Annotated in this window: 17 protein-coding genes; 1 reads left to right on the top strand and 16 read right to left on the bottom strand. The window is 51.1% G+C overall.

Features of this window, described 5'->3' with window-relative positions; translation table 11 throughout:
* Nucleotides 1-3: 3 nt before the first annotated feature.
* From HH215_RS26240 to HH215_RS26170, 15 genes are all read right to left on the bottom strand, one after another.
* On the bottom strand, nt 4-576 hold the full coding sequence (locus HH215_RS26240; protein ID WP_169282569.1) for an ABC transporter permease family protein: 573 nt from the start codon (nt 574-576) through the stop codon (nt 4-6).
* Between the two features lie 293 nt (nt 577-869).
* Nucleotides 870-2,678 (bottom strand): cache domain-containing sensor histidine kinase, encoded by a 1,809-nt coding sequence (locus HH215_RS26235; protein ID WP_169282568.1) that lies wholly within the window; start codon nt 2,676-2,678, stop codon nt 870-872.
* An 8-nt stretch (nt 2,679-2,686) separates the two neighbouring features.
* Complete coding sequence (locus HH215_RS26230; protein ID WP_169282567.1) at nt 2,687-4,291, bottom strand: response regulator transcription factor; 1,605 nt, start codon at nt 4,289-4,291, stop codon at nt 2,687-2,689.
* A gap of 117 nt (nt 4,292-4,408) precedes the next feature.
* Nucleotides 4,409-5,977 carry an extracellular solute-binding protein gene (locus tag HH215_RS26225; RefSeq protein ID WP_169282566.1) on the bottom strand — a complete coding sequence of 523 codons (1,569 nt, stop codon included), beginning with the start codon at nt 5,975-5,977 and terminating at the stop codon, nt 4,409-4,411.
* A 54-nt stretch (nt 5,978-6,031) separates the two neighbouring features.
* A complete protein-coding gene (locus tag HH215_RS26220; RefSeq protein ID WP_169282565.1) occupies nt 6,032-6,931 on the bottom strand; it encodes a carbohydrate ABC transporter permease in 900 nt (299 codons plus the stop codon).
* 55 nt (nt 6,932-6,986) lie between these two features.
* A complete protein-coding gene (locus HH215_RS26215; protein ID WP_169282564.1) occupies nt 6,987-7,913 on the bottom strand; it encodes an ABC transporter permease in 927 nt (308 codons plus the stop codon).
* Between the two features lie 197 nt (nt 7,914-8,110).
* On the bottom strand, nt 8,111-12,304 hold the full coding sequence (locus tag HH215_RS26210) for a GDSL-type esterase/lipase family protein (RefSeq protein ID WP_169282563.1): 4,194 nt from the start codon (nt 12,302-12,304) through the stop codon (nt 8,111-8,113).
* Nucleotides 12,305-12,472: 168 nt separating this feature from the next.
* On the bottom strand, nt 12,473-13,414 hold the full coding sequence (locus tag HH215_RS26205) for a phytanoyl-CoA dioxygenase family protein (protein WP_169282562.1): 942 nt from the start codon (nt 13,412-13,414) through the stop codon (nt 12,473-12,475).
* Nucleotides 13,415-13,439: 25 nt separating this feature from the next.
* Entirely contained in the window at nt 13,440-14,324 is an 885-nt protein-coding gene (locus HH215_RS26200; RefSeq protein ID WP_169282561.1) for a carbohydrate ABC transporter permease, read from the bottom strand.
* A 17-nt stretch (nt 14,325-14,341) separates the two neighbouring features.
* Nucleotides 14,342-15,247 (bottom strand): ABC transporter permease, encoded by a 906-nt coding sequence (locus HH215_RS26195; RefSeq protein WP_254450231.1) that lies wholly within the window; start codon nt 15,245-15,247, stop codon nt 14,342-14,344.
* An 85-nt stretch (nt 15,248-15,332) separates the two neighbouring features.
* Nucleotides 15,333-17,051 (bottom strand): type 2 periplasmic-binding domain-containing protein, encoded by a 1,719-nt coding sequence (locus HH215_RS26190; RefSeq protein ID WP_169282560.1) that lies wholly within the window; start codon nt 17,049-17,051, stop codon nt 15,333-15,335.
* A 192-nt stretch (nt 17,052-17,243) separates the two neighbouring features.
* Nucleotides 17,244-18,026 carry a response regulator transcription factor gene (locus HH215_RS26185; protein ID WP_169282559.1) on the bottom strand — a complete coding sequence of 261 codons (783 nt, stop codon included), beginning with the start codon at nt 18,024-18,026 and terminating at the stop codon, nt 17,244-17,246.
* Nucleotides 18,023-19,774 carry a sensor histidine kinase gene (locus HH215_RS26180; RefSeq protein WP_169282558.1) on the bottom strand — a complete coding sequence of 584 codons (1,752 nt, stop codon included), beginning with the start codon at nt 19,772-19,774 and terminating at the stop codon, nt 18,023-18,025. Before HH215_RS26180 ends, HH215_RS26185 begins: the two co-directional genes overlap by 4 nt.
* Before the next feature lie 89 nt (nt 19,775-19,863).
* Entirely contained in the window at nt 19,864-22,782 is a 2,919-nt protein-coding gene (locus HH215_RS26175) for a GH116 family glycosyl hydrolase (protein ID WP_254450230.1), read from the bottom strand.
* Nucleotides 22,783-22,805: 23 nt separating this feature from the next.
* Nucleotides 22,806-23,900 (bottom strand): Gfo/Idh/MocA family protein, encoded by a 1,095-nt coding sequence (locus tag HH215_RS26170; protein WP_169282556.1) that lies wholly within the window; start codon nt 23,898-23,900, stop codon nt 22,806-22,808.
* A gap of 277 nt (nt 23,901-24,177) precedes the next feature.
* Between HH215_RS26170 and HH215_RS26165 the strand changes: the two genes are divergently transcribed.
* Nucleotides 24,178-25,245, top strand: a complete 1,068-nt coding sequence (locus HH215_RS26165; RefSeq protein ID WP_169282555.1) for a LacI family DNA-binding transcriptional regulator — start codon at nt 24,178-24,180, stop codon at nt 25,243-25,245.
* Here the strand turns inward: HH215_RS26165 and HH215_RS26160 are convergent.
* Nucleotides 25,238-25,996: a ChbG/HpnK family deacetylase gene (locus HH215_RS26160; RefSeq protein ID WP_169282554.1), complete on the bottom strand. Its 759-nt coding sequence runs from the start codon at nt 25,994-25,996 to the stop codon at nt 25,238-25,240. The genes HH215_RS26165 and HH215_RS26160 overlap by 8 nt on opposite strands.
* Nucleotides 25,997-26,034: the final 38 nt, after the last annotated feature.

Here is a 26,034-nt window from a genome sequence, read left to right as displayed (position 1 = left end):
GTGTTATGTAGATTTTTGGCGAATGATCGCCGCTAAGAAAATGATCGAGAAATACCCGGACATTTTCCACACATAGACGAGCGACAGTATCGTAGGCCAATATTCGGGACTGTTATACCAAGACACCGAATCTAAGCCTAAGCTGGTGAGCGTTCTATTCAGGAGCCCGTCTTTGGTATTAAGAAGCGAATACACCATGAGACTGACGACCATCCACGATATAAAATAGGGCATGAAGATGACCGTCTGCGCGATCCTCTTCATAAGAACGATCCGAATCTCGTTCAACAAGATAGCCATGACGACCGCCAGTCCCAGACCGAATACGATAAACAAACCGTTGAGTAACACCGTATTCCAAGTGACCTTGAGCCACTCGCCCGTGGAGAAGAAAAACTCGAAGTTCTTAAACCCAACCCACTCGCTCTTCCAGAATCCCTGGATCGCGTTAAATTTCTTGAATGCGATCAAGTGGCCGAACATGGGTGTATAAGCGAAAATCAACAAAAATAACAATCCCGGAAGCGCCAACGTATATAAGCTACGATTCCTCGATATCTCTCTGATCAATCCCATGAAGCGCCTCCTCTGCCTCGTGTTCATCCGATTCCCTAGTCAACATAACACCAATGATTGGCTGCTTATAGTTCTCAATCCGCAAGTGGAGTTCTCGATGCGCAGATTAGCGGGTTCTGTTTGCGAAGTTCTTGGAATGACGCGCTAGATGTACCCTCTTGGCATGAACTTTTGACCTTTAACCTCCATCGCAAAAATGCACCCCTTAGAATGGACATTGGATTAAGCCGCGGGGGCTTTTCCAATATCCATTCTAAGGGGTGCACCTCAAGAGCGCGCTTGACTATAAATCCTCACGCTTCATTCAATCGTCCAATTGCTGGTATCCTAATCCGAACCGACGTACCTTCGCCATAAATGCTGCGATATTCCAATCCATACTCGCTGCCGTAATACAGCTTGATTCTTTCGTTCACGTTTTTAATGCCGTACCCGCTATTCCTTGACCTTCTATCGGAATTCAGGATGTTCTCCAACACCTTCTCCTCGATACCCGCTCCGTCATCGGCTACGGTTAGGACAAGCTCCTCTCCAAGGATTTCCGCCTTCACTTGAATACGGCCCGTTCCGTCCGTCTTTTCCAATATCCCGTGCAAAATCGAATTTTCGACGATCGGCTGTAAAACCAGCTTGATCAGAGCGAACTCAAGCAGCTCCTCCGGGACGTCGATTTCAAGATGAATGGCGTCATCGAATCGAATATTTTGAATTTCAACGTAGGCCTTAATATGTTCGATTTCGTCCTTTAACGAAATCACTTCCTCGCCTTTGCTAAGGCTAAGCCTGTAGAATTTGGCCAACAAATAGAGCAGCCGGTTGATCTCCTCGCTCTTGTTCTCTTTCGTCATCCAGCGTATGCATTCCAGCGTATTGTACAGAAAATGCGGATTGATCTGCGCCTGCAATGCTTTGAGCTCCGCGCCTTTGACGGATTTCCCCAGGTTGTACTTCTCCTCGATCAGGTCGGAAATTCTGCCCAGCATATGGTTGAACTTCATGCCCAACTGTCCGATCTCGTCATGGCCGCCCCGAAAAACAGGCTGCTTGAAATCCCCTCTCTCCGTCTGCTTCAATTGTACGACGAGCTTCTTGATTCGGCTTGTGATCGTACTGGATATGAAAATGGCAAAGCCATACGCAAGCACGCACAAGATAAGCACGAACACGGCCGTTTCCTTCTTGACCGACTCCGTCGTTCTTAACATCTCTTCATCAGGGATGAACGACAGCAGCTTCCAATCCGTTCCTTTAACGTCTTTGTACAGCAGCACGCCGTGCCGGTTATCGATTTTGATTTTGGCGCTCGCCTGCGCTTCTTCCGGTTCCTTCAGAATATCGCTTATTTCCTGCTGCCGCAGGCCCGCCTCCAACAACCGAGGATCGCCGACGCTCGTAATGGTTTGCCCGTTTTCGTTAACGAGAGCGACAAGCGACGAAGGGGTCGCCCTTGCTCTTGCGATAATATCGTGAACGTCGCTTTCCAATAAGTCGATCCTGCAAGCGCCCAACGTCTGATGATAATTTCCGAGATTTCGGATTCGGCATAACGCCGAGATCAATTTCGTCTGCCCTCCGTGTCCCGGGTCCAGAACCCCGCTCGGCAGCCAGATGAGCTTCCCTCGGTTTTCCTCCATCCGTTCGCTTATTCCACTCTCCGCCAGGCTGCTCCAATTAAAGAAATGCTCCCGCTCGTTCGCGAAAATCAGCTCGCTTGGAACGTATAAGCCGATTCGATAAATGTCCTTGCTTCTTTCCAAGCTATATAAGAAATTAAGATTATCCCTATAGTATTCGTCTTGGATAATACTCTCATTGTATCTGTCGGAGGGCGTATACTTGAACAGCTCCTGAATTTTGTTATCCATCATTGCGATGTTGGCTATGCTTGAAACATTGAAGATTTTGTATTCCAAATACCCGGCGGTCTGCTCGAACGCTTGGCCGGCCGTATATTCGAACTGATCGATTAGCTTGGCGGAAAATTTATCGTAAAGATAATAGCCGAACACGAGCAAAGGGATAAAAATAAACACCAAAAGAGAGGTATAGAGCTTTTTTCTTAGCCCGATATTATTCACCGCGCCTACAATACCCTTAAACACCGCGTTCCTCATAGGAAAAACCTTTCTCTGAACTCGGATGGGGAAGCGCTTTCATATTTTCTGAACACTTTCGCGAAATAGTTATCGTTATCGTACCCTACTTTTTTGGCGACTTCATAGATTTTAATCGTTCTATCCTTCAGCAACTCCTTCGACTTTTCGATTCGCACTTCCGTGATGTAGTCGTTCAAGGTTTTTCCCGTTATTTTCTTGAAAAAGGTACACAAATAGCTTTCCGAGAAATTATGGCTTTCCGCGATCCGCTTGACCGACAGCTTCTGATCGTGGTACTGATTTTGGATGAATTTCATAATCTCGTAGACGTTTCTTCCGTAGGCCTCCTTATCCTCTACAAGCTTAAAGAAGACCTTCACCTGGTCGACCAGGTACAGATGAATCTTCTCCAGCGTATCCATGCCGGATACGGACCTCCACAAATAGCCGTACAGATCCTCCTCTTCGGTTAATCTGATTCCCCTTTTCTTGGCAATGGAATGCAGGTCGAACAGGAGCTTTAAATACCGGTTGCGGATGATGCCGCTATCGGAAACCTTAGAGGCCGCGAGCCCGGAATAGTATTCGTTAAGCAGCAGCATCGATTCTCTTCTCTTGTCGCTGCCTAGATACTCGCCGAAAGCCGACAGAAATTCATCATCCATAATCGGATTTCCGCTCCCTTGAGCGTTCAGGCCGCTGGAAAAGATAATCGTATCCACGCCCTCGTAAAACTGCATACGGACCGCCTTCATAGCTAGGTTAAAAGAGTTCTTCAGTCCGGCCAGGCCGTATACGGGCAAGCCGACCCCGATCGTCACCGCGTAGTTTCCTTGGCATTCCGCCGTGATTTTCTCCCGCAGGACGTTAAGCTTTTTTTCCCAATGTTGAACGGCTTGAATTCTTTCTTTGAAATGAATAAGATACAGCTCGCTATCCAAATAGCCGGATACGAACCAATCGGACAGCCCGTACAGGAAATCGGACATGTTCGAAGAGAGCAGGCTTCGGCAGCTTTCCTTTTCGTTATGCGTCAGCGCTCCGTTCCAGTTGAATTTCACGACCGCCGTCGTATAATAGCGATCCGCTCGATACTCGACTCCGGCGTCCTCGAATATCCCTTTCAACTCGGCAGGATCTGCATCGGATTTGATTAATTCCACAGCCAGCTTCTGCCGAACGAGATCCGTATTTCTTCTAATATTGTCTTGCAACCTCTCGTCCTTGGCCTTCTGATCGCTCTCGGACTTGTATTGGACGACCGCTTTGGAGAGAGTGGCGATCAGCTCGTTCTCGTCTATCGGCTTCTCGATGTAGTTGAGCGCGTTCAGCTTAATCGCCGACTTCAAATACTCCTTGTCGCTATAACCGCTTAAGAAAATGATTTTGCATTGCGGATACTTCTCGCGCAGACGGGTGGCCAGCTGGATGCCGTCCATCTTGGGCATGGAAACGTCGGTCAATACAATGTCGGGCTCCAGCCATTCTGCCTTCTCCAGCGCTTCGACTCCGTTTCTGGCGTCCTCTACGCGATCTATTCCAATCCGATTCCAGGGGGTATGCTTCATCAAACCTTCTCTTGTAGCTCTCTCGTCCTCGACCAGAATCAGCTTGATCACGGATCTTCCTTCCTCCCTGCTTAGTGTGGCACTCAGAAGCTGCATCCTTGAAGAGGTCGGGCCTGTACGGATTGCAAAAAAGAGGCTAAGTTAAGCCTCTTTTTTGCTATGCAACGCCTAGTTCTTGGCCAACCATTCCTGCATCTGCTTTTTATACTCCTCCAACACCTTCTCGGACCCCGCCGCCTTCATTTCCTTGTCGTAATCGGCTAGCACCTTGTCCACGTCGGACACGAGTCCGAGACTTAATGAAGGGTTATATTTCTCCTTGACGGCACTTATCGCCGCATATTCGTTTTTGACCGGTTCGGAATTGAAAACGAAGGAACCGAGTTTAGGGAAATACGCGATTTTCGAATATTCTTCCTTTAATGCAGCGTTTGGACTCGAAGGATCGCCCTTGAACGGATTCACCAGCTTATACCTCATACCGCTGAAATACGTGCCTTCGTAATCCGTACTTTTGGCGCCTTCGGGCAGTGTTTTCGCGCCGTTGGCGTCGATATCGTAATTTCTGCCCTGAATTCCATACATGCAGAGCGTCCACAATTCCGGATCGGAATAGATAGCGTCGATCGTCATTAACGCTCTTTCGGCGTTTTTGGACGAATTCAGAATGGCGACGCCGTTTTTGATGCTTGGCGGCTTCGGAAAGTATTTACCGCCGACTTTGGCGGCGTACGATCCGATCTCCCAATCCGGATGCGCTTTCATGATTTCCTTATAGTTTAGCTCGATCGCCCAATAGCCGCCCTGGCAGGCCGCGGCCTTGCCTTCCTTAAAGGCGCTGCAGGATTCCGTCTTGTTGGCCAGGGAATCCTTGGGCCAGTAGCCTTTATCCGCCCATGATTTCATCTTTTTGAAAGCTTCGGCATAGATCGGACTTTGGCTTAAGAAGGCTAACGTGGAGCCGTCCTGATCGTCTACTTGCATCGACAGAATGCCCGGCGGCGTAACATCCGGCTGATCTCCTTTCTCTTGGACGTAAGGCGCGAGTACGGTCCAGGATTCGTCCGTAGCCGGCTTAAAAGGGACCATCTCTTTTTCGTTCTGCTTGATGGCCTCGAAGTACGCCTCCATATCCGCCATCGTCTTGATCTCCGGAACGTTATACTTCTTTCTCAAGTCTTCCCGATATAAGAAACCGTTCCAGTTATACTCGTCCGAAAAAGAAGGAATCATGTAGACGCTGCCGTCGATTTTGCTCTCGTTCCACGTATCCTCCGTCCAGTTTTTGGAGATGGTCGGAGCGTTCTTCTCCAGCATCCCCGTAAGATCCTTGAAAGCGCCTTTGCGGGTTTGCACCGCGACGTCCGTCCATGAGGCCGCATAGATGACATCGTAATCTTCGCCCGAGGAAAGCACCAGGTTGTATTTATTATACCAGTCGGCCCAATCGATGGAATCCAACTCCAGCGTTACGTTGACCTTTTCTTTCAGTCTTTTGTTGATTTCGGCCAGAACCGCATCCTTATCCTGTTGATTGCCGCCGACCCCCATCCATTTGATCTTGACCTCTTTGGAAATATCGACGCCGTTATACGTTTTCTCCGCGGATACGGCGCTGCCGCTCGGGCCCGCGGTTGCCGCGCCGGGCTCATCCGACTTCGCGCATCCGCCGAGAACCGCGGACGCCGTCAATCCCAATGCCAGGGTCAAACTGATCCACTTAACGCCTTTCTTCATCTGTGTGTATCCTCCCTTGAAACCCATTATATGATAAACCGAGTGGTATCGGCGTTATCCTTTCACAGCGCCTATCGTCAGTCCGGTCACGAAGTACTTTTGCACGAAAGGATATACAAATACGATCGGACCGATGGAAACGATGGTCATTGCCAGCTTCAGGCTTTCGCTCGGCAGGCTTTCGCGCGCTTCGGCGACCGTCGCGGAGCTCATGCTCGACTTGGTCAGGAAATCCGCTTTGTTAATGACCGAAGTCAACAAATACTGCAAGGAATACTTTTTAATATCCGTGATGTACAGCATCGCGTTATACCAATCGTTCCAGTAGCCGATCGCATAGAACAAACCGATGCAGGCCAGCGCCGGCTTAACAAGCGGAAGCACGATTCCCATGAAAATGCGGAATTCGCCTGCCCCGTCTATTTTGGCGGCCTCGATCAGCGAAGCCGGGATCATGCTTCTAATGAAGCTGCGCATGATCAGAATGTAAAACACGGGAAGCAGCCCGGGCAGAATCAACGAAAGCAGATTGTTCTTGAGCTTCAAATATTGGACGAACAAAATGTAGGTCGACACCAGTCCTCCGTTGAAAAGCGTCGTGAAGTAAAAGAAGAAGGAGAACCGGTTGCGATATCTGAAGTCTTGTCTGGATAGCACGAACGCCGTCATCGTACAGAAATACAGGCCGGCCGCCGTTCCGGTCAGAGTGACGACGATGCTGACTCCGTAGGAGCGCAAAATTTGGCTAAAGTCGCTTAGGATGTACGAGTACGCGTCCAAGCTAAACGGAACCGGCAGGAAACCGTAGCCGTTGGAGATGATCGCTCCTTCATCGGTGAGGGAACCGGACAGCACCAAGAGGAAAGGGATCACGCTTAAAATCGTAAAGACGGACACGATAAAATAAGAGCCTATCGAAAACAACAATTCGTCGGATTTGACCGCTGGTTTCATGGAGCCTTCAATCCTTCTGTATGGAATAGGTTAAGCAAGAACGCCTTCCGAATCGTTAAAACAACGCATAATCCTTGTCCGCTCTCTTCACGATCATGTTGGTGACATAGATAACCGCAAAGCACATGACCGACTGATAAAAGGTAGCCGCCGACGTAAGCCCCAGATCGGCTCCCCCGGTAAGCGACCTGAACACATAGGTATCGATGACGTCCGTGCCGTTGAACAGCATCCCGTTGTTTCCGATCAGCTGGTAGAACATATCCATGTTTCCTCTGAGAATCTGTCCCACCGAAAGCAGAACTAACACGATAACGGTTGGCTTAAGAAACGGTAAAGTAATATGCCGTATCCGCTGAAACGTATTCGCGCCATCCACCCTTGCGGCTTCATAGTACTCCGTATTTATTCCGGCTATGGAAGCAAAGTAAATCGCGCTGGAATATCCGACGTTTTTCCAGATATGGAGCAGGGGCAGCAGGACGTACCAGTACGAGGTTTTGCTGTAGATGTTAATAGGCTCGAACCCCAGCGACCTCAAAATTTCGTTGAATACGCCGTAGTCGTAATTGAAGACGTTATACACAAAGGCGGCAACGACGACCCAGGAAATAAAATAAGGGAAAATCAGAAAAGATTGGGACACTTTCTTAAAATATCTGTTTCTCATTTCGGAGAGAAACACGGCAATGGCAACGCTGGCAATTACGCTGGTCACAATAAAAATAAGGTTGAAAACGATCGTGTTCCGGGTCACTTGGAAGGCTACGCCGGATTTAAAGAAATAACCGAAGTTCTCGAACCCGCTCCACGGACTGAAGAAAATCCCCTGCGAATAGTTGTAGCTCTTGAATGCCACGATCAGGCCGGCCATAGGAAGATAAGCAAAAACGATAAAATAGAGAACCGTCGGCATTAGCATCAAAAATAAAACTTTGTTTTTGCCGAATTCCTTGATAAACCCGGTATTGGATTTAAGCATAACTCTGTCCTTCCCTTTAATTGAAATCCTACGCAATGAACTTGAACCTAGTATAGCAAGCCGACTTTCGCGATTTAATATCACTAAATTTCGATAATAGGTAATATCCTTTTCCCTACTTCGGATGTAAATCGCCGCCTAAGAGAAACAGCCTGCCGTCTCTATTCGAGACGGCAGGCTGTTCCTTTCTTTCTCGCTTACTGCATACCGGCGGGCAGCACGTTCACCACCTCGAACAGATGTCCGGAGCTGTTCGGGTTAGTTTCCTGCTTGATTTTGATGTGCAGCTTGTGAGGCCCTTTCGTAAGGCCGGACTGCACGACGGCGTATTTTATCGTCTCCCAAGGCTCGGGGGTGTACGAATCGAATACCGTGCGGGGGCCGTCGTCGACCCACGCTTCGACCATTCCGGCGTCCGGCCCGTTACGGGTGTAGAACCCAAAGGCGATCGTAGAGCCGCTTACGTCAAACACCAGCTCGTTGCCGACCGTGCTCGACTGCCATCCGTAACCCGTGCCTACGTTGTGAGCTCCCTGCGTCCAACTGCCCGCCGTTTCCGGCGACGGCGTCAGATTCCCGCGGTGATACAAGGCGGCGAATTCGTACGTATCGTCGGTCATGGCCGAAGGGATCGCGGGCACGCCCGGAATTTGCACGTCGGGCTTCAGCGTGTTGTATACGTTCTCCAGCTTCTCGATGATATAGAGGCCTGCTTTGGCCTGAGCCGTATCATTCGGGTGCGTCCCGTCTCCGGATGGGTACGGCCCGGTTTTGTATTGCGGGACATAGGTCGTTCCGTAGAAATCCAGCCAAGTGTTCGTCCTGTTGGCGATTAAATTCTGAATGCGGTCCTTGTAGTGAATCTGCGGCAGACCGTAATAATCGGCTACGGGGATATGCGCCTCCTGCCTGTTCGCTCCGGCCTGATCGCTGATGTACAAGCTCATCACGGCCGGACTGTTAGGCGACTTCAGGATTTGGCGGACAAGACCCTCATAGGCCCGCGTATACAAGCTATCCGCGCCGTCGTTGACCGCGAATTCGACCACGACGAAGTCCGGATTGCTTTGCAGCAAATTCATATAGGCTCTGTGCGCTCCAAGCACGGAAGGGGTCCCGCCGATTCCCGCATTGACATAGTTGATTTTGCCGGGGTATTTGCTCTCCCACCATTGCTTAACCTTGGCCGTCCAGCTCGTCGAACCCCAATTGCTGGAGTTAAAGCCCTGAGTGATCGAACCGCCGATAAAGCCTATCGTGATGTTTTGTCCGCTTCGCGCTTTGGCCATCACTCTTTCCAGTCTAGAGTAATCCGCGAAATCGGACAACGGCACCGGTCCCCCGCCGTAATCGAGCGTTACCCGACCGATCTGCGGATTCCAAGCGTTCGTGGACGAAGCTGCGAATTCGATCTTCAAATACCTCGTACCTGCCGGAAGCGCAGTAGCCCTATAGAGAACCCTGTCCCAGTTCCCCGGCTGCAAGACTTTTTCCAAAAGGTTGCTGTTGTACAACGTATACGAAGAATTGTTCGGCGAAGTATAGAATTTGAAATCCTCCACCGTTTCGCCGCCCAAGGCGTAAGTGTCTACGGCAAAACTATCCAGATCGGCAGGCACCTCGTAAACGAGATTGGCAAGGATCTGTTTGTTTCGATACACTCGGCCGATATCTCCGCCTATGTTTTCGGACGGATTCAGGGAGATCGCCAAGTCGCTGGCGCTGTACGAATGCACCTTCGCGAAGTCAGTCAGTTCGTCGATCATTCGCCCTCCTGCGTCAGGCAAATCGCCGAATAGCTGCACGCGGCCGATCTGCGGCGTGAAGATCAGCGGATCGTTCCGCAGCTCGATCTTCAAATACTTTGTCCCCGAAGGAACGGCAGCCGATGGCTTAAAATAAGTTCTGTACCAACCCCCGCCCGTTCCGACAAGCGCATCGTGCGCGGCCGCTACTTCCGAGTAGGCGCGATTGTCCTGGGAGGCGTAAAACTTCACCTTGCCCGCGAGATCCGAACCGAAGCTATTGATCTTGACCGAAAAGTCGTAAACGTCGTTCAGCTTGTAGACGATGTTCAGACTGTCGTCGCCGATCCTTCCTACCCTGGACGTATCGCCCTCCATGAATTCGGAGTGGGTGTTATCGAACTCCCAGCCGCTCGTGCGGGAATAGACCTTGCTGAAATCGACCATCTCGTCTATCAACGAAATTTTGTCGGCCGGTTTGCCGTAAACCTCGAATTCATAGATTCTGGCCATATCGTCTCCCAGCACGCTGGTAGACTTCGTGATATACATGGAAACATACCGGACGTTCTCGGTTCCCGCCATGCCTTGTATCGTACGGTCCGATATATTGGCGGTGTTGTTCCAGACATATTCCGCGTAGTTCCAATTCACGCCGTCAGAGCTCGTCTTAATATGCCAGTCTCGGGTGTTGTAATCGGAGGTCTGCGTATCTTTGTTAGGCCAGCCTTCCTTCCCCGCCCCGGCATGCTTGATCCTGTACCCGGTAAGATCGTAATAGCCGCCTAAATCAACCTGCATCCAATGCTCCGGCCCCGGCTTTGAATTCCACTTCGTGCTCGAATTTCCGTCCAGCGCATGGCTAGGATCGGAATTAGGGACATTTAAATAGGAATCTACGAAATAAGGTTTTCCTCTGGAGAGAATATTCACGCTGTTAGCTTTAATATAAGCATAGCCTACGTGGGTCGGATCGGCTGTGCTGACCGCCTTCACCGCAACGATATCGCTGACATCGTATGGAGGCGTGGTATAAAGCCCTGTCGGAGATACGGTTCCGTTGGCGCTTCCTCCATATACGCTCCATGTGACGCTGTCGGCGGCTCCGGCCACATTGGCCGCAAGCTGAATCGACTGCCCTGGAGTAGCCCAGTAATAATCCTTATAGGTAGAATCGCCGACCTTCCTTACGGTAACTTGCCCCATGTCGGTCAGAGTCACGATCCCTCGCGCGGGAACTTTAACCGTGATTTTGCCGTTGACGACCGGCTGGTCTCCCAGATCCTTATTCAGCGCGTTTTTGGAGGTGGAAATAACAGCCATGCCGGAAGAGCTTAAATTCGAGAGCTGAACGGTAACGGTTCTGTCCGCGGTGTCGCTCTTGTTCAGCAGAACGACGGTCGATTTCCCGCCATTCTTGTAAGCGCTACCAATAATATCGTTATGATTGCTGCCGGCGCTTATCCTAATCGAACCCGGTTTGATGTATTTATAGAAATTGTACATCGTATTATATGTCGGCCTTGCTTCGTAATTTTCGGTCGGGCTCTTCCTCGTGCCGAAGTTCGAGGTTTTCCCCATCAGCGTGCCTCCGCTGATATAGGAGTAGGAGTCCCATATGAACATGGACTGCAAAGGCGCATTCGCCGTCAGCCACTCATGCGTGGCCAGCGCCGTATAGAACCCGTAATCGTAGCTGTCGTTAGATCCCGCAACCCCGGGCTCTACCCAAGTATTGTCTCCTCCAAATACCGATGTCCCCATCTCCGTCACGTAGAAAGGAATATGTCCGTACCCTTTGTTGCTCGCCGTCTGGGCGGCAGTCTCCAGATAGGGAATCATCTGATGAGGATCGAGTGGCGGATTGGCTGTCCGATTGTCCCAGCCGTGGGTATCGAACGCCGCCATGTAAGTCATCGCGGCAGCATCGTTCGTCAATGCGTCCACATAACTGTTCAAGCCTACGGAGTTATACGTGCCGGGACCTATGATCTTGATTCCGCTTAAGCCTACGGAATCCAGCTTCTGGCCGGCCGTCTTAACCAATCTCACATACTGCGCGGGCGTCATATAGGTGTCCCAGTTTCCGTCGGGTTCGTTAAAGAAAATGATTTTGCTGACGTCGACCCCTTTGATCTGAATGGCGACATAGCAGAGCGCCGCGTAAAAGTCTGCGACTTCATTGTAGTTGTCATCCGTTTCAAGAAAACCCTTGTAGCTGTCCAACATTCTTCGCGGCGCGGAAAACCTTGAAAAGATAGGCTCCGCGTTATGCCGCTGCAAATCCTGAAGGAACGACCATAAATGGTCGAACTCCGGCTGCTGGAAGGCGTTAACGTACCATGCGTAGTCTCTCGGCGTATTGACCGAGTCCGACGGCGTTCTAATGTTCGTGCGGAAAAACTTCATCCCCGTCTCGGCGGTGACGGCGCTGCCCAAATATTCCCGATGCACATGGTTCACTGGCGGAATATCGTCGGCTGTCCACGGCAACCACTGCCCCCCGAAGCCGTCGATCGTCTGATACTCTACGTTGCCGTCGACCGTAACGGTCGCATCGGCCGCATAGGCCCGGGGAGAACCGGAAATCGAAAAAAAGGAGACTGCAAAAGCAAAGACCAGCAAAACGGATAACGTTCTTTTCATCACGGATACCATCCCTTCATCGTATGATTTGACAAAAAGATACTCCTTTCTTGAGCCGGCATAGTAAACCTCCCCATAAAAAGGAAGAAACACGTCTATTATAGCTAGACGTGTCGAAGGAATGAATCCAACAAAATTTCGATTTTAGGTAAAATGTTTCGCCTAATCTTAAGCTTCTTTCCTCGCCCAATCGCACTTCTCGCCGTCCTTCAGTCCCAGCGACTCGCGAATCATCTGTTCCACGACAGAGTAGTCTTCGGGATTATCGCGATTGAAGTTCATCCTCTCCCGCGTAGGCGCTACCCGATTGCACATGAACCGCGGAACTCCAAGCTCATTATCGGAAGGTGCGTGGTACAGGAAAGGATGGCACAGCACCAAATCTCCGGGTCCCCCTGTCGTTTCCACGACTCGCAGCGAGTAACCGTCCGGATCTTCGTACGTCGTATTCATGAATTTAGCGAGATGCTGCTTCTTCGCGGTCCGGTCATCCGAAGGCGCGTCGCTATAAATATCGTTAGACGAGGGTTTGTTCCGGCTAACGAGCTCCGCAAGCCATGGATGCTGGTTACATTCGCGAATCGCTTCGCCAAGTCCGATGCCTTCCGGATGCTTCTCCAGCATCTTGGCGACGATGCGGTGGGAGCCTTCGGCGACAAGCGTTCCCGATCCGCCCGGGCGGACCTCGGAGAACAGGCACACGAGCAGCAGCCCTTGCTCCCAGCTATCCAGATAATGCCGGAAATGGCTTCCGTCGTAATGCCAGCCGCCCGGAACCTCCGGCCCGAAATTAATGATGAAGCCGCCCCACATGGCGTTCTCGCGCTGGTGCCCGAGCTGCCACCGGCCATCGCCGAGCAAATCCTCGATCGCCCCCGTGAGCCGATCGGAATTCAGCCCGTCCGTAACCGGATCGACGTAGTCCCCGAGCCGAACGACCGGCTCCGTCCAACTGCTCGGATCGTCTTTATGAACGCCTCGCTTGGCCAATTCGCTCCACAGGAACTCTTGAACCTTCAGCGCCTCTTCCCTCGGATAAGCTTGCTCTACCTTTACCCAACCCTTTTCCTTGAAATGCCGCACTTGTTCTTCCGTTAGCACTTTTGCCATTCTGAAACACTCCCGTTCTGATGTTCTATTCTTTAACGGAACCAAGCATAATTCCGCTGATGAAATATTTCTGCATAAAAGGGTAGATGACCAAGATCGGAATCATCGTGACGACCAGCTTAGCCGCCGTTAAGCTTCTGTTGGATACGGCCAGCAAGCTCTTCACCTGTTCAAGGTCGCGGATCGTCGTATCGTAATTGACGACAAGCTGCTGGATATAAGTTTGGAGCGGATAATCTTCCGTGCGGATAGCGAAGATCAGTCCGTCATAATACGCGTTCCAGTGACCGACGACGACGAATAACGCTATCGTGGCAATAATCGGTTTGGAGAGCGGTACGTAAATTTGAAATAACCTTCGCCATGGACTGGCTCCGTCGATGCTAGCGGACTCCTCCAGCTCCGCGGGTATCGATCTGAAATAATTGAGCATCAGAATAATGTAGAATTGTCCGACGGCCCCGGGAATGACGAGCGCCCACACCGTTCCTAGCATATCCAGGTCCCTAACGGTGAAGAACAGAGGAATAATGGCCGGCGAGAACAGCATCGTCCCGATTACGATCCACATATACACGCCCCGGGAACGAAACGCTTTGTTGGTTTTGGATAACGGATACGAGGCAAGAATAACGATCGCCATGTTGATCAGCAACGCCCAGAAAACCCGCTGCAACGAAACTCCGGCAGCCGTTAGAATGGCCTGGTCCTTGAAGATCGTCTCGTAAGTCTTGAAGCTTAGCCCGAGCGGATAGATCGTCACGAGACCTGCCGTCGCCTTGGCGCTATCGCTTAAGGAGACGGCCATTATATTAAGTAGCGGAATCATCGTAATAATAGCCAACAGAGCCAATACGGTATAGATCACTGCGTCTATCGCGAAGTCCTGCCTAGTCGCTCTAATTTTCATCTCATTCACCCCGTTGTCTAGAACAACCTATAGTCGCCGTATTTCTCCGCCAGCCAGTGCGATACCCAGATGAAAAGGAAGGCAACCGCCGAACGGAACAGACCTACCGCGGTAGCGAATTCATATTGGTTATTCTGAAATCCCATCCTGTAAATGTAAGTGTCGTAAATATCGGCAACAGGATACACCAAAGGATTGTAGAGGTTGAAGATCTGATCGAATCCTCCGCTTAATATCCCTTGAAGGCTCAAAATCAAGATCAATACGATCGTCGGCTTAATGCTCGGCAACGTGATGTGAATTAACTTGTTCCATCTCGAAGCTCCGTCCACTTCCGCGGCTTCGTATAGGTTCGGGTTAATGCTAGTCAAAGCGGCAAGAAATACGATGGCGTTAAATCCGAACCCTTTCCATACGTCCGTCAAATAAATAATGATCATGAACCAGAATTGGCTAGTAAAGAACATAACCGGTTCGCCGCCGGTCAACCTTTGCAGCGCGCCGTTGATTAATCCGTCCACGGAAAAGAAATCTTTGAAAATACCCGCCATAATGACCCATGATAGGAAGAATGGAAGATAGACGATCGTCTGGACGGACTTCTTGAACCATTTTTTTCTGATTTCGTTGAGCAGCAGCGCAAACGCTAACGCGCACGAAACGTTTAATATGATTTTGATTAGGGAAATCGTAATCGTGTTGATCGTAATTTGCTTGAACTCGGGAATTTGGAACAGCATTTTGAAATGATCGAGTCCTGCCCAAGGCGATCCCCATATTCCCGCAACCGGGTCGAAATATTTGAACGCCATCACGGAACCGAGAGTCGGATAGATGCTGAATACGGCAAGAAGGGCAATCGTCGGCAATAACATGAAATGATAGTGGATGACTTCGTTATTTCTCATTTTGTATGGTTTCAATCATTTCACCTCTGTCTTAGAGAACAAGCGCCGAGTCGGTCATAGCGCCGCCCCGGCACTTGATGCGGAAAGTTACGCTTCTCTGTTATTTACCGGCAATATCGTTCACTTCGGCGGTGATGTCGTCTCCGCCCATGCTCTTCCATTGGGCCACGAACTTGTCGAACTCGTCGATCGGCTTCTTGCCCGTAATGATTTCCAGGTACGTCCGCTTCTCCAGATCGTCTAGCGAAGCTTTCTTCTTCTGCATCAGATCGGTCGTTCCGATGAAGGCGGGAAGCGTCATTTGGACCGGGTTTTTGGTAAAAGCCGCCGCGCCTACGGCGAACTGATTCGCCAAGCTCCACAAGCCCATATCCGCAAGCTTGTCGGTTGCCTTCTCGTACGATTGAATGGATTTCACTTGAACTTGCGTTTCAGGGTCCGCGGTAGCCAAGTCCTTCTTGCCGTCCACCACTTCCATAATGTCTTTATACCGTTTGGAGATTTCAAACGGATCCTTCGCGCTTACCCCGACCGGCAAAAGTCCCATCTTGGCGTTGATGTATTTGGATCCTTCGTCGAACGTAAGCTTGTTGTACCAATCCAGCTTCTTCGTATTGGCTTCTTGGGAGACGTTAATCGCCTTCATGATCGCTCCCGGATTTTTGAAGCCTTTCTTCACGACGACGAACGATCGAACGTTCCCGTAGCCTCTCGCATGCGCGATTCCGTCGACGCCCTTCAACACGGTGGCGGTCCACTCCGCCTTCGGATCGTTCTTCACGGAATCCGGCAGCGGGAACCACGTGGCCCACCAAGCGCCCTGGAATATTCCGGCGGAGCCTTTGGCAATGGCTTCAACCGCCTTTGTGCCGTCGTTCATCATGAAATCTTTCGGAATCAAACCGTCTTTATACCAATTCGCCAATCGCTGCAGCGCGGCTTTCGCCTCGGGCTGGACCGATCCGTACACGATGCTGCCGTCCGCTCCCGTAATCCATTGGGCCGGGTAAGAATTGTACGCGCCGAAGACGAAGTCGAACGATGCCGTATCCGTGTTATAAATGTTTTGTTGGGACGGCAACGCGCCTGCGTTAAACTCGGCTTTGAACGTCTTCAGCACGTTCTCGACGTCCTCCAGCGTTTGCGGTTCTTGCAGACCCACCTTGTCCAGCCAGTCTTTGCGCGTCCAGACGACGGGAATCGCCGTCTCGACGTCGGAAATGGACGGAATGGCGTAGAGCTTGCCGTCGAACGTAACCGACTTCATGATATCCGGCCCGCCCAGCGCATAAGCTGACTTTAAGGACGGGGAGGCATAGTCCTCGAATACTTGCGTCAGGTCTTCGATCATGCCCGCTTTGACTAGCTTGCTTAGAATATTTAAGCCGTTCGGTTCAACGGATAGGCCGATGACGTCCGGAATATTGTTGGCCGCGATCAGAAGATTCACTTTCTGATCGAACGCGAAGTTCTGATCGCTGGTCGTCCATTCGACTTTCGGTTTCACGTTCAAGTTGTCCAGAAACCACTTCTGCACGTCGTTGTTCTCGAAGCTTTCCCCTGCCGGCATGTTGGCTTCTGCGGAAACGGCAATGCCCGTCGTGAACTCGACCAATTCGGGCTCTTTGCCGAACGGATCCGGCTTCTCGGCGGCAGGTGCGGATGCAGATGCGGATGAACCGGACTCCGTAGCCACGGAGCTCGCGGAAGGTGCCGCGTTGTTGCCGCCGTTCTTATTCCCGCCGCTGCAAGCGACGGCCGTAAACATAAGCGCGCTCACTAACGTGATAGACAGCCCTGCTTTTAGCGTAGGTTTCACTTGAATCCCCCTTGAGTAGATGTGAATTTCATATCTCAATGATAAGCGCTTTCATACATGCGGGGGGACAGACGGAAATCATCAGTTGATAGGAAAAAAGTTATCGGTTCGGCTCCTCTTGATGACGAATTTCATCCTCTTAACGAACAAGTTTCTCCCTTCGCACGCGAGGGTTGTTTACGGCCGATCGTTCTACTGCGCGCGCGTCCTGCCGCTTTGCTCCCGATAGTCGGACGGGGTCTTCCCGATCTGCTCGCGAAAAATTTTGCTGAAATATTTGTCGTCTTGAAATCCTAAATGATCGGCAATCCAATAGATCGGTTTGTTCGTCATTCGCAGCAGCTCTTCCGCTTTATGTATTTTCAGATTTCTGACGTAATCGCCGAACGGCGTGCCGACGATATCCTTAAAACAGATGCTGAAATAGCCTCTGCTCATATTGACCGACTTGGCGATTTCCTCTTGATGGATCCCCGTCAGCAGCTTATCCTGAATGAGCTTGACCGCTTGGCGGATACTCGACACGACTTCCTCAGAATATCGTTTTCCTTGGTCGTTCTCGAACATCGGAGGATATTCGCTTTTCATTTTATGATCATGCTTAATCCGGTTGGCGATTCTCTCTAGCACCTCTTCGAGCTTTTCCTTCTCCAGTTGGGTTTTGACGATATAGTCGATCGCGCCGAGCCGCATCGCTTCTTGGATAAAACCGAAGTCCTGATGGCACGTCAGAACGACGGTCTTCATCTCGGGATATTCGCTCCGGAGCTCCTTCATGAGATCGAACCCCGACATCCCCGGCATCGTCAAATCCGTGAAAGCGACGTCCGCTCTGTTGTCTCTCAGAAATTCGAGAGCCTTCTCCCCGCTGCTGGCTTCGCCGACGATCTTAAACCCGACCTTCTCCCACGGCAACACCGATATGAGTCCTTTTCTCACGTAAATTTCGTCGTCCACGATGATCGTATGAATCATTGCGCGCCCTCCTTATGGACTGCTCTGAGGATAGGAAACCGAAGCTTAAACGTCGTCCCTTCCCCTTTTTCCCCGATAATCTCCATAGAAGCCCTACCGTCGTAATAGACCTCGATCATATGTTTGACGTAACTCAATCCGATTCCCATGCCCACTTTCTTATGCTCGGAGGCCTGCTCTCCCAACAGCCTGGAAATGTCCTGCTCCGTCAATCCCGCGCCGTTATCCCTCACCGTTATGATCAGGAAGCTCCCCTCCGCGTAAACGTCGATTTGAATGTAACCGCTTTCGTCTTTCAATCCATGATAGATGGCATTTTCGACGATCGGCTGCATAATGAACCTTGGCACTTGAACGTTTTCCAGCCCGGGATCGACCTTGATTTGGACATCGAAGTGATACGCGTACCTTATCCGTTGCAGATCCACGTAGTCTTGAAGAACCGCCACTTCATCCGCTAAAGATACGACGCCGCCTTCCTTCCCCAGATTGTAATGCAGCACCCGCGTAAACAGCGCCACGAGCCGATCGATCTCGTCCTGACCGTTCATCCGCGCCAGCCACTGCACCGTATTCAACGTGTTATGCAGAAAATGGGGATTAATCTGATGCATCAGCTTTTCGACTTCCACGACTCTCTTCTTGCGCTCTTTCTCTTCCAGTTCCTTGAATAGCTCGGATAACGTATCCTTCATAATATGAAATTGCAGAAGCAGTCCGTCGAACTCCTGTATCCCGGTCATTTTCATTTCCGAGTTGAATTTGGATTGGGCCAGAAGATGAATTTCTTTGTTTATCGTTTTTAATCGCTTATAGACGATTTTCCAGATCGACAAGCCCAGGAATAGACTGACCACGATCGATAGCAGCGAAAACAAAGCGAACTTCGCGATCCATTTGCGCAAGTCGTAGTTGTAAGAGTCCTGATCCACCGCAGCCAAAATGTACCAGCCCCGATCGCCCTTCTCCGTAAACACGTAATAGTCGTCGTTGATTTCATTGGATTTCTTCGTTGCGTCCAGCAAGCCGACATCGATGCCCGAGCCGACGGGAAATTCCTCTTCGTTCTGGCTGTACATGACCTTGCCTTGATCGTTCAATAGAATGCAAGAAACCGTAAGCTTGTATTGCTGGGACTTCAGCAGATCCTCGAACAGCTTGATGCCCGTCTCCATATAGACGTACAAATCCGCTCCCTGAATCAAGTTGACCTTCCTCGCGACGGAAAAGACCGAGCTATCGTGAATAGAACGTACCGTGACATGCGGACCGTAGTACGTCGCATTGATTCCCGTAGCTAGAATAGGCAGCTTGTCAAAGCGAAAGTCGCTCTCTACGCTCTGATTCTCGAACATGACCTGATTCGTGTTCGCGTGATAGAAAAAAATAAGTCCGATATCCGGCTTCGCCGCATTAATCAGGGAAATGCTCTCGATGACCGCTTTCTTCTTCTCGTACTTCGTCAGAAAATCGTCCGTCTCGATGAAGGTTTCGATGTCGTCCGATACTCTGCCGTTATACATGGCAAGCTGCAGGGCCGCATTCTCGAGATTGTCGAACACATGGTTAAGGCTGATCTGCATTTGTTTGATATTGCTGCGTATTCCGCCGTCTATATTGTTGTTCAGCAAAGAATACATCGAGAAATAAGAAATATAGCCGATGAGGGTCAGAGGAATCAGACAACTTAAAAATAAAAAAAAGTAAGCCCTTTTCTTAAGAGAATAAGATGTTTTCATCTGACGCATGGCTTTCCCTCCGCGCATCTGTATCCCTCGAAAGCCGGCCCCGGAATCCGAAGATTACGAAGCCGACCTCATTGTTCGTTAATCCTTGATTATTCCATGACTACGCGTTCGATCTCGATCCGGCCGGCTTTCACGTCCACGTAAGGCTTGCCGTCTTTCATTCCGGCGATGCCGTAGCCTCCCGCCGTGCACAGGAAACTGCTGTAATCGCCGGAAACCTTAGGCGACACGTACAACGTTCGATCGCATGCATCGTACCGGATGCCGCTCCACCCTTGAATGAGGCCATAGGAAGCCATCGCCCGCGCATACCAGAACCCGCATTCGTACTCGTTAAACGGATTGCGGGTTCGGCCGTCGTAACGATCGCGGCAAGTCCGTACGATATCCAGCCCTTCTTCGACACGGCCGAGAGAGAGCAGGTGAGACGCGACTTGATATTCCACCCCCGTCCATACTTCATTGCTATATACGAAGGGCAAAGATAGCCGACCGCCGTTAGGCCAAGTGCACAGCAGCAGTCCGCCCTCGTTGCCAAGCGCATAGCCGGAGCGTTGAGGATTCACGTGCGCGGATAAATCGCGTTTCAGATTGTGTTCGTATACGCTAAGGAGATGGAGAGTCACCATTTCGCGATCCAGAATATCGCCTAGGCCGCACATTTCGGCGAACCATGCTCCGATAACTCCGTCGGATAAACAGCCTTTGCCGTATTGATATTTCGGCCCTTCCGACTCCATAAGCGCTAAGGCTTCGGAGGAATAATTGACGTTCCAGGCGTGTTCGCCGCTCGTAGGCGCGGGTGTCCGCAGCCCTTCCCAGAGTATCTTCTGCTCGAAATACCGTCCGTTGAACAGCTCCAGTTCCAAATAAACTCTGCCTTTTCTATAGAGAGCCTTATACTTATCGGCTTGATCGTCCCCAAGAGCCTCGGCCATGAGATAAGCCGCCTTCAGAGCGCCGATATAGATCGACGAACACATGCCGTTCGGACCCCAGAACTCGATGTCGTAGGTATTGTGATGCGGCTCGGAAAGCACGCCGGTTTCGTCCGGATCCCACTTCTCCATGCAATAATGCAAGCTCGCCTTCACGTTAGGCCATATCGTCCGCAGCCATTCCGTATCGCCGCCGATCCGCCATTCCCGATAGGCCTTCATGATTCCCCCGAGCTGACCGTCGCTGGCCGCGTGGAAATCGTGATCCGCCGGTTGAATCGGCAGCGGCATGCGGAAGTTCTGATGCCCTTGCGCGTCTTGACCTTCGTTGAATTCAGACTCGCGGATTCCCCGTTCCAATTCCGGGAACAAATGCGGAACCGCCTGAGCGTAGTTCCATACGTGGGTGCACGTGCCGTGACAACTGCCGATCTCGTCCCCGGCACCTTCCCATCCCCACAATCGTCCATCCGCTTGCCTTAGAACGGTCGGCGATTTCAAAATGCACAGATTCGCGGCGATCGCTTCTACCGCTTCGGCAGGCATCGTCGTCCCGTATAAGCTGTCCGCGAACCGTAAGCTCTCTTCGCGCAATCGCGTATAGTTCCGACTCCAGTAGGCGGACAGGTCCGATAGATCCGCGAACTTCCCCGCGTACCAAGGCTTATGGAAGCGGAGTTCCGGGTTGGTCATGTCTGCTTCCGCTTCCTGAGCGGTGGCAGGTACCCCGATCGTGAAATTCGTCTCCGGAACGAACCAAGACAGCATCAAGCGAACAGTCCGACTCTCCTTCGGTTGCAGCTCCAGCGGGACGAACAGGCTGGCCCCCGGACTCGGCGCGCCTTCGGTTACAGGCGGCTTCTCCAGACATTGTCCGGTTTCGATCGCTTCCCAGATCATCGTTAGCGGGTCGAACCAGCCTCCCCTGAACCAAGAGCAATCCACCGTCGCGTTCGGATGATCGGTCGCCGCGCTGAAGGCCCCCCGCTCCCACGGCCGTCCGTCGACGGCCGGCTGATCGAGCACGAAACCCGTCCCCGCTTCCGCTCGCAGAACGCGATGATTGTCCGCGCCCTGCGCCGCCATGAATTGTGCCGCATTAAAGGAATAGACAAGCTCCAGCGGCTCATCCGTCGGATTCGTGAAAGTAAATTCCAAGCCCGCCGCCGGCAAGCTGGAATCATCGGCAGCTAGCGGAATGAACGGGCTCCAGCCCGTAATAGTCACGTTCGCCGGCACATTAGGATCGCGTAGCTCTATCGTTCCGAACGGGAACCGTGCCTGGAACGTACTCTCCGCGAATCGCGGCAGCCCGTAATGCCTGCCGTACAGTCCGCTCCCCGGACCGGGCGTGCGGATCGTGCGGGTCCCCAACACCTTCCGCATCGGAACCGCCCCTTCCAGTACTCTGGCGACGCTGCCGCTTGACCCCTTCACATAGATCGCAGAGAATACGAGCGGTTCATTTAATAAGCCCGGGTGGTTATGCAACGAAAAATGAGACATCGCCCCGGTGCCTTCCAGAGCGAACATTCCCGCTCCCATGCCCCCAAGCGGAAACGCGATATACGCATTGCGTTCGCCTTCGTAAGTTCCGTTGTACGACTTTCGGTTCACGCGTACCCCTCCATTCATGGCATAGATTGATGATCCGTATCGCGCACTCTGTACATGCTCATTAGGCTGTCGGTCGGCAGCTTGTAAGGAAGCTCCGCCGCTCGACATCCCCAAATATCTCGATACATAATGCTTGTATTCGCAGTGTCCAATGCCGAAAAAATCGCCGACCGGGCATTCGACGGACGGGTAAGCTTCTCCGTCCCAGTAGATACGAATGATGAGTTTCTTCAACGTGGACGGATCGTTCCCCGCCCCCGTTTCCCAATGTCTCCAGAACCAACCGGGGAACGTTAGCCACATCCGGTTGATGATACCCGGCGTGTCGCTTTCCACGATCGTGCTGGCCGGCGCTCCGGGCATGATCCGTTTCGTCTTGCTTCTCGTAACGGGATCGAAAGTCGTGAATTGTCTGGAACGGGAGCTTCGTATTTGATAAATGTCCGGATTCACATCTACACCTCCGAGATTTGCCGTCATTTTGCCTGAAGCGCTTCCATGATCATTTCGAACACCCGCAGATCGTCCTTGGAGTCTTCCGGCGTTGTTTTCGGGGCTACGTCCCGGATAATGACATCGTGCAAATATTTGAGCTCCAGCGTGTACGGGTCCGTTAACGTAGGTCGAATGACTGTTTCCTTATACGCTTCGCCCTCGGTTTCGCTGACGTGCAGCTTCGTAGGAAGATGGCGGATATACGGCGTATCGTACTGCACTTTCACCGATTTGCGGCTCGAGTACACCTCCACGTGAGCGTCGAAACGCCCTTGTTGATCCATTCCGGTTTCATAGGTGACCGAGTAGCTGCCGTAATCGAAGATCGCATTCAGGAAAATGCTGTCCTTATGGATCGACAACTTCGCGCCCAATACCGCTTTCGGCATCCCCAATGCTTCCCTCATCGCCGATAGATCATGGCTTCCCAGACCGGCCAGCAATCGGTAAAATCCGAACAACGGCGAGTCCGGCTGAAGCCCCGTCGCCTCTATGCCCAATCGTTCGGCCCGAAGCTTACGATCTTCCTTGCTGCTCTCCGGGATATCGTTGAAGTTCACCGTATGGCTAGTCGGACGAATGAAGTAGTGGTTGGGACCGATAATATCTCTGACTCTGGCATATGTAATGTTGTCCAAACCGCCGATTTCTTTGACCGCCTCGACGAACGAAGCGGCATATCGTCTCATGTACCCGATCATAATGTGAACGCCATTGCGATCTCTCGCCTCGATAATCGCGTCCGCTTCGGCGAACGTCAAGCACATCGGTTTCTCGATCAGCACGTGTTTCTTACTATTCGCCGCCGCGATGGCGCATTCCGCGTGATATTCGTCGCTGTTCAATACGAAGACGACATCCAGATCTTCCTGCTTCACCAGTTCGTTCATATCGGTGTATTGGTTTTGGGTTTCCACGCGATATTGTTGACCGATATGTTGCAATAGCTTCGGCGACACGTCGCATATGGCGGCGATCCGATAATCATTCGGCAGCGACTGCAAGACGGGCAAATGAACGACTTGCGCGACTTCTCCGAGACCAATTAATCCTACGTTTAAAATTCTGTGGTCCATGTTTCAAGCGCCTTCTTTCCCATGATGTCATGATGTAAGTTTTGTAAGATTGTAAGTTTACATTTTACTTAAAATTGAATTGTTTTGTTGCATTTCATTATACATCCCGTCCCCAAATCCGTAAACACATTGTTTATTAGCTTTGATTCTTTTTATTTTGTGCAATTTGTAAACTAGATAAAGCTTGCAATTCACCGGCATGTTTGTTGACAAAAATCTTAACAACGCTAACAATGAGAGATGAGCTTATAACGGCACTAAGAAGGATTGAATAATCGTGACCAAAAAAATTACAACATCAGACATCTCCGATAAATTAGGCCTATCCAGAAACACCGTCTCCAAGGCGCTTAACGATCACCCGAGCATCACGGATGCTACCAAGAGAAAAGTGATCGAGCAAGCTCTGGCCATGGGCTATAAGAAAGTGAAGCTTCCCGGCGCATCTTATCCTGCAACCTCTCCAGCGGGCCAAACGAAAAGCATCGTCTATTTAACCAAAGGCCATCTCCATGTTACGAGCTTCTGGATGCACGTCATGCGCGGCGTCGAAGAAATCGTCAGCCAGCACGGCTATGAAATGAAGCTTAATTTCGTTAAACCCGAGGATATTCATTCGCTTACGCTGCCTCCGATTACGGGACCGGATATTAAAGGGGTAATCGTCGCCGGAAGCATAAGCAAGGAATATACCGAGAAATTGCTAGAATTGCCTTTGCCCACGGTTTGCATTAGCATTAATCCCGATATTCCCCTATCGAATCTTAACGCCGACGTCGTGCTGATGGAGAACGAGGACAGCACGTACCGGATAACCCGGCAATTGGTTCAGTCCGGACACGAGGACATCGGCTTTATCGGCGATATCGGCTCGTGCAGAAGCTTCATGGAGCGTTGGCTCGGCTTTCAAAGAGCCGTTCTCGAAGCGAAATTGCCGGCCGTTCCCGAGCATTACCTCATCTCGGAAACCCCCGACAACTTTCAGAGCTATGAGGACATTTCCCAAGCGCTTGCAGCGCTTAATGCGCTGCCTACGGCATTCGTATGCGCGAACGATAGAATCGCGCTTCACGTCATTAAATATTTGAACGGGATCGGCAAGAAGGTTCCCGAAGACATCGCGATCTCCGGGTTTGATCAGGTCGACGAGGCTGAATTTCTGGGGTATACGTTAACGACCGTCTCCAACGACGACTATCAGTTAGGGGTTCGGGCTGCGGAACAATTGCTGCAACGGCTCGACAATCCGAATCGACCGCATGAGACGGTCCGGCTGGCCACCGAGGTGATTTGGGGAGAGAGCACGAGCTCGAAGAGCGCGAGTACGAAGAGCGCGACTATTTAAGCCGCTCCAATTCATCGTAGGAGATCGGAAGGATGCTTAGTTCTCGCATTCGTTCAATAACTTCGTTATCCATGAACATTAATCGTTCTAGGTTTCTTTCCCTGGCGATATGCGATCCGTTGACGTCTAAATTATGCATCTCGGCAATATCGTATGCCGGGTGGCCGATGAGAAGATATTGACCGTTAAGCTCTGAATGAAGCGCCTTTTTTAGTCTATCGATTGGATTCTTTATGTTCTCGTCGAGAGGAAGATAACGTTCGTAGGGCTTGTAGAAAATCAAGCCTTCCTCTTGGCACCACGCTTCTATCGAAGCGGTTAAATCTTCCCTTATCCATTCAAACCTCATGTGGGTGTCTACGTACTTGATATCGAATCCCGCATTTCTAGCTTTGGCTAACTGATTCTTTAGCTCTACCATGATTTCGCCTAATACGGGCCGTCTTCGGTAGAGCTCCATCGGGGTCTCCAAGAAGTTCCCTCCATCATCTACTAACGAGGGGACTTCTTCGCTAGGCGTAACCGGGCCCCAACGAATGTTGGACCATTCGGAATTCATGACGCCATGCAGTCCGAAACAAAGCGACGTCGTATTCGCATATCTCCGCGCGGCTTCTTCGAAGTACGGACAATTAACCATGACCGACGCATTTCTGAGAATCCCCCGTTCGTGCGCTTCCATAATTGCCGTTGTGGCCGCTTCCGTGCTGGCAAAATCATCGCCTTGGGTCAATAAATAAATGGGTTTCATTGTTTAGCACCTCCTAATCTATTATACAAAATGAAATC

This window comes from Cohnella herbarum, from assembly GCF_012849095.1.
Taxonomy (GTDB): domain Bacteria; phylum Bacillota; class Bacilli; order Paenibacillales; family Paenibacillaceae; genus Cohnella; species Cohnella herbarum.
Note: the sequence above shows the minus strand (reverse complement) of the source record. Positions and strands in the feature narration are given on the sequence as shown.

Excerpts from the sequence above, each read along its gene's own strand:
- HH215_RS26215 (WP_169282564.1), bottom strand. The coding sequence starts at position 7,913 with ATGCTTAAATCCAATACCGGGTTTATCAAGGAATTCGGCAAAAACAAA.
- HH215_RS26220 (WP_169282565.1), bottom strand. The coding sequence starts at position 6,931 with ATGAAACCAGCGGTCAAATCCGACGAATTGTTGTTTTCGATAGGCTCT.
- HH215_RS26225 (WP_169282566.1), bottom strand. The coding sequence starts at position 5,977 with ATGAAGAAAGGCGTTAAGTGGATCAGTTTGACCCTGGCATTGGGATTG.
- HH215_RS26180 (WP_169282558.1), bottom strand. The coding sequence starts at position 19,774 with ATGCGTCAGATGAAAACATCTTATTCTCTTAAGAAAAGGGCTTACTTT.
- HH215_RS26205 (WP_169282562.1), bottom strand. The coding sequence starts at position 13,414 with ATGGCAAAAGTGCTAACGGAAGAACAAGTGCGGCATTTCAAGGAAAAG.
- HH215_RS26200 (WP_169282561.1), bottom strand. The coding sequence starts at position 14,324 with ATGAAAATTAGAGCGACTAGGCAGGACTTCGCGATAGACGCAGTGATC.
- HH215_RS26185 (WP_169282559.1), bottom strand. The coding sequence starts at position 18,026 with ATGATTCATACGATCATCGTGGACGACGAAATTTACGTGAGAAAAGGA.
- HH215_RS26240 (WP_169282569.1), bottom strand. The coding sequence starts at position 576 with ATGGGATTGATCAGAGAGATATCGAGGAATCGTAGCTTATATACGTTG.
- HH215_RS26160 (WP_169282554.1), bottom strand. The coding sequence starts at position 25,996 with ATGAAACCCATTTATTTATTGACCCAAGGCGATGATTTTGCCAGCACG.
- HH215_RS26210 (WP_169282563.1), bottom strand. The coding sequence starts at position 12,304 with ATGAAAAGAACGTTATCCGTTTTGCTGGTCTTTGCTTTTGCAGTCTCC.
- HH215_RS26170 (WP_169282556.1), bottom strand. The coding sequence starts at position 23,900 with ATGGACCACAGAATTTTAAACGTAGGATTAATTGGTCTCGGAGAAGTC.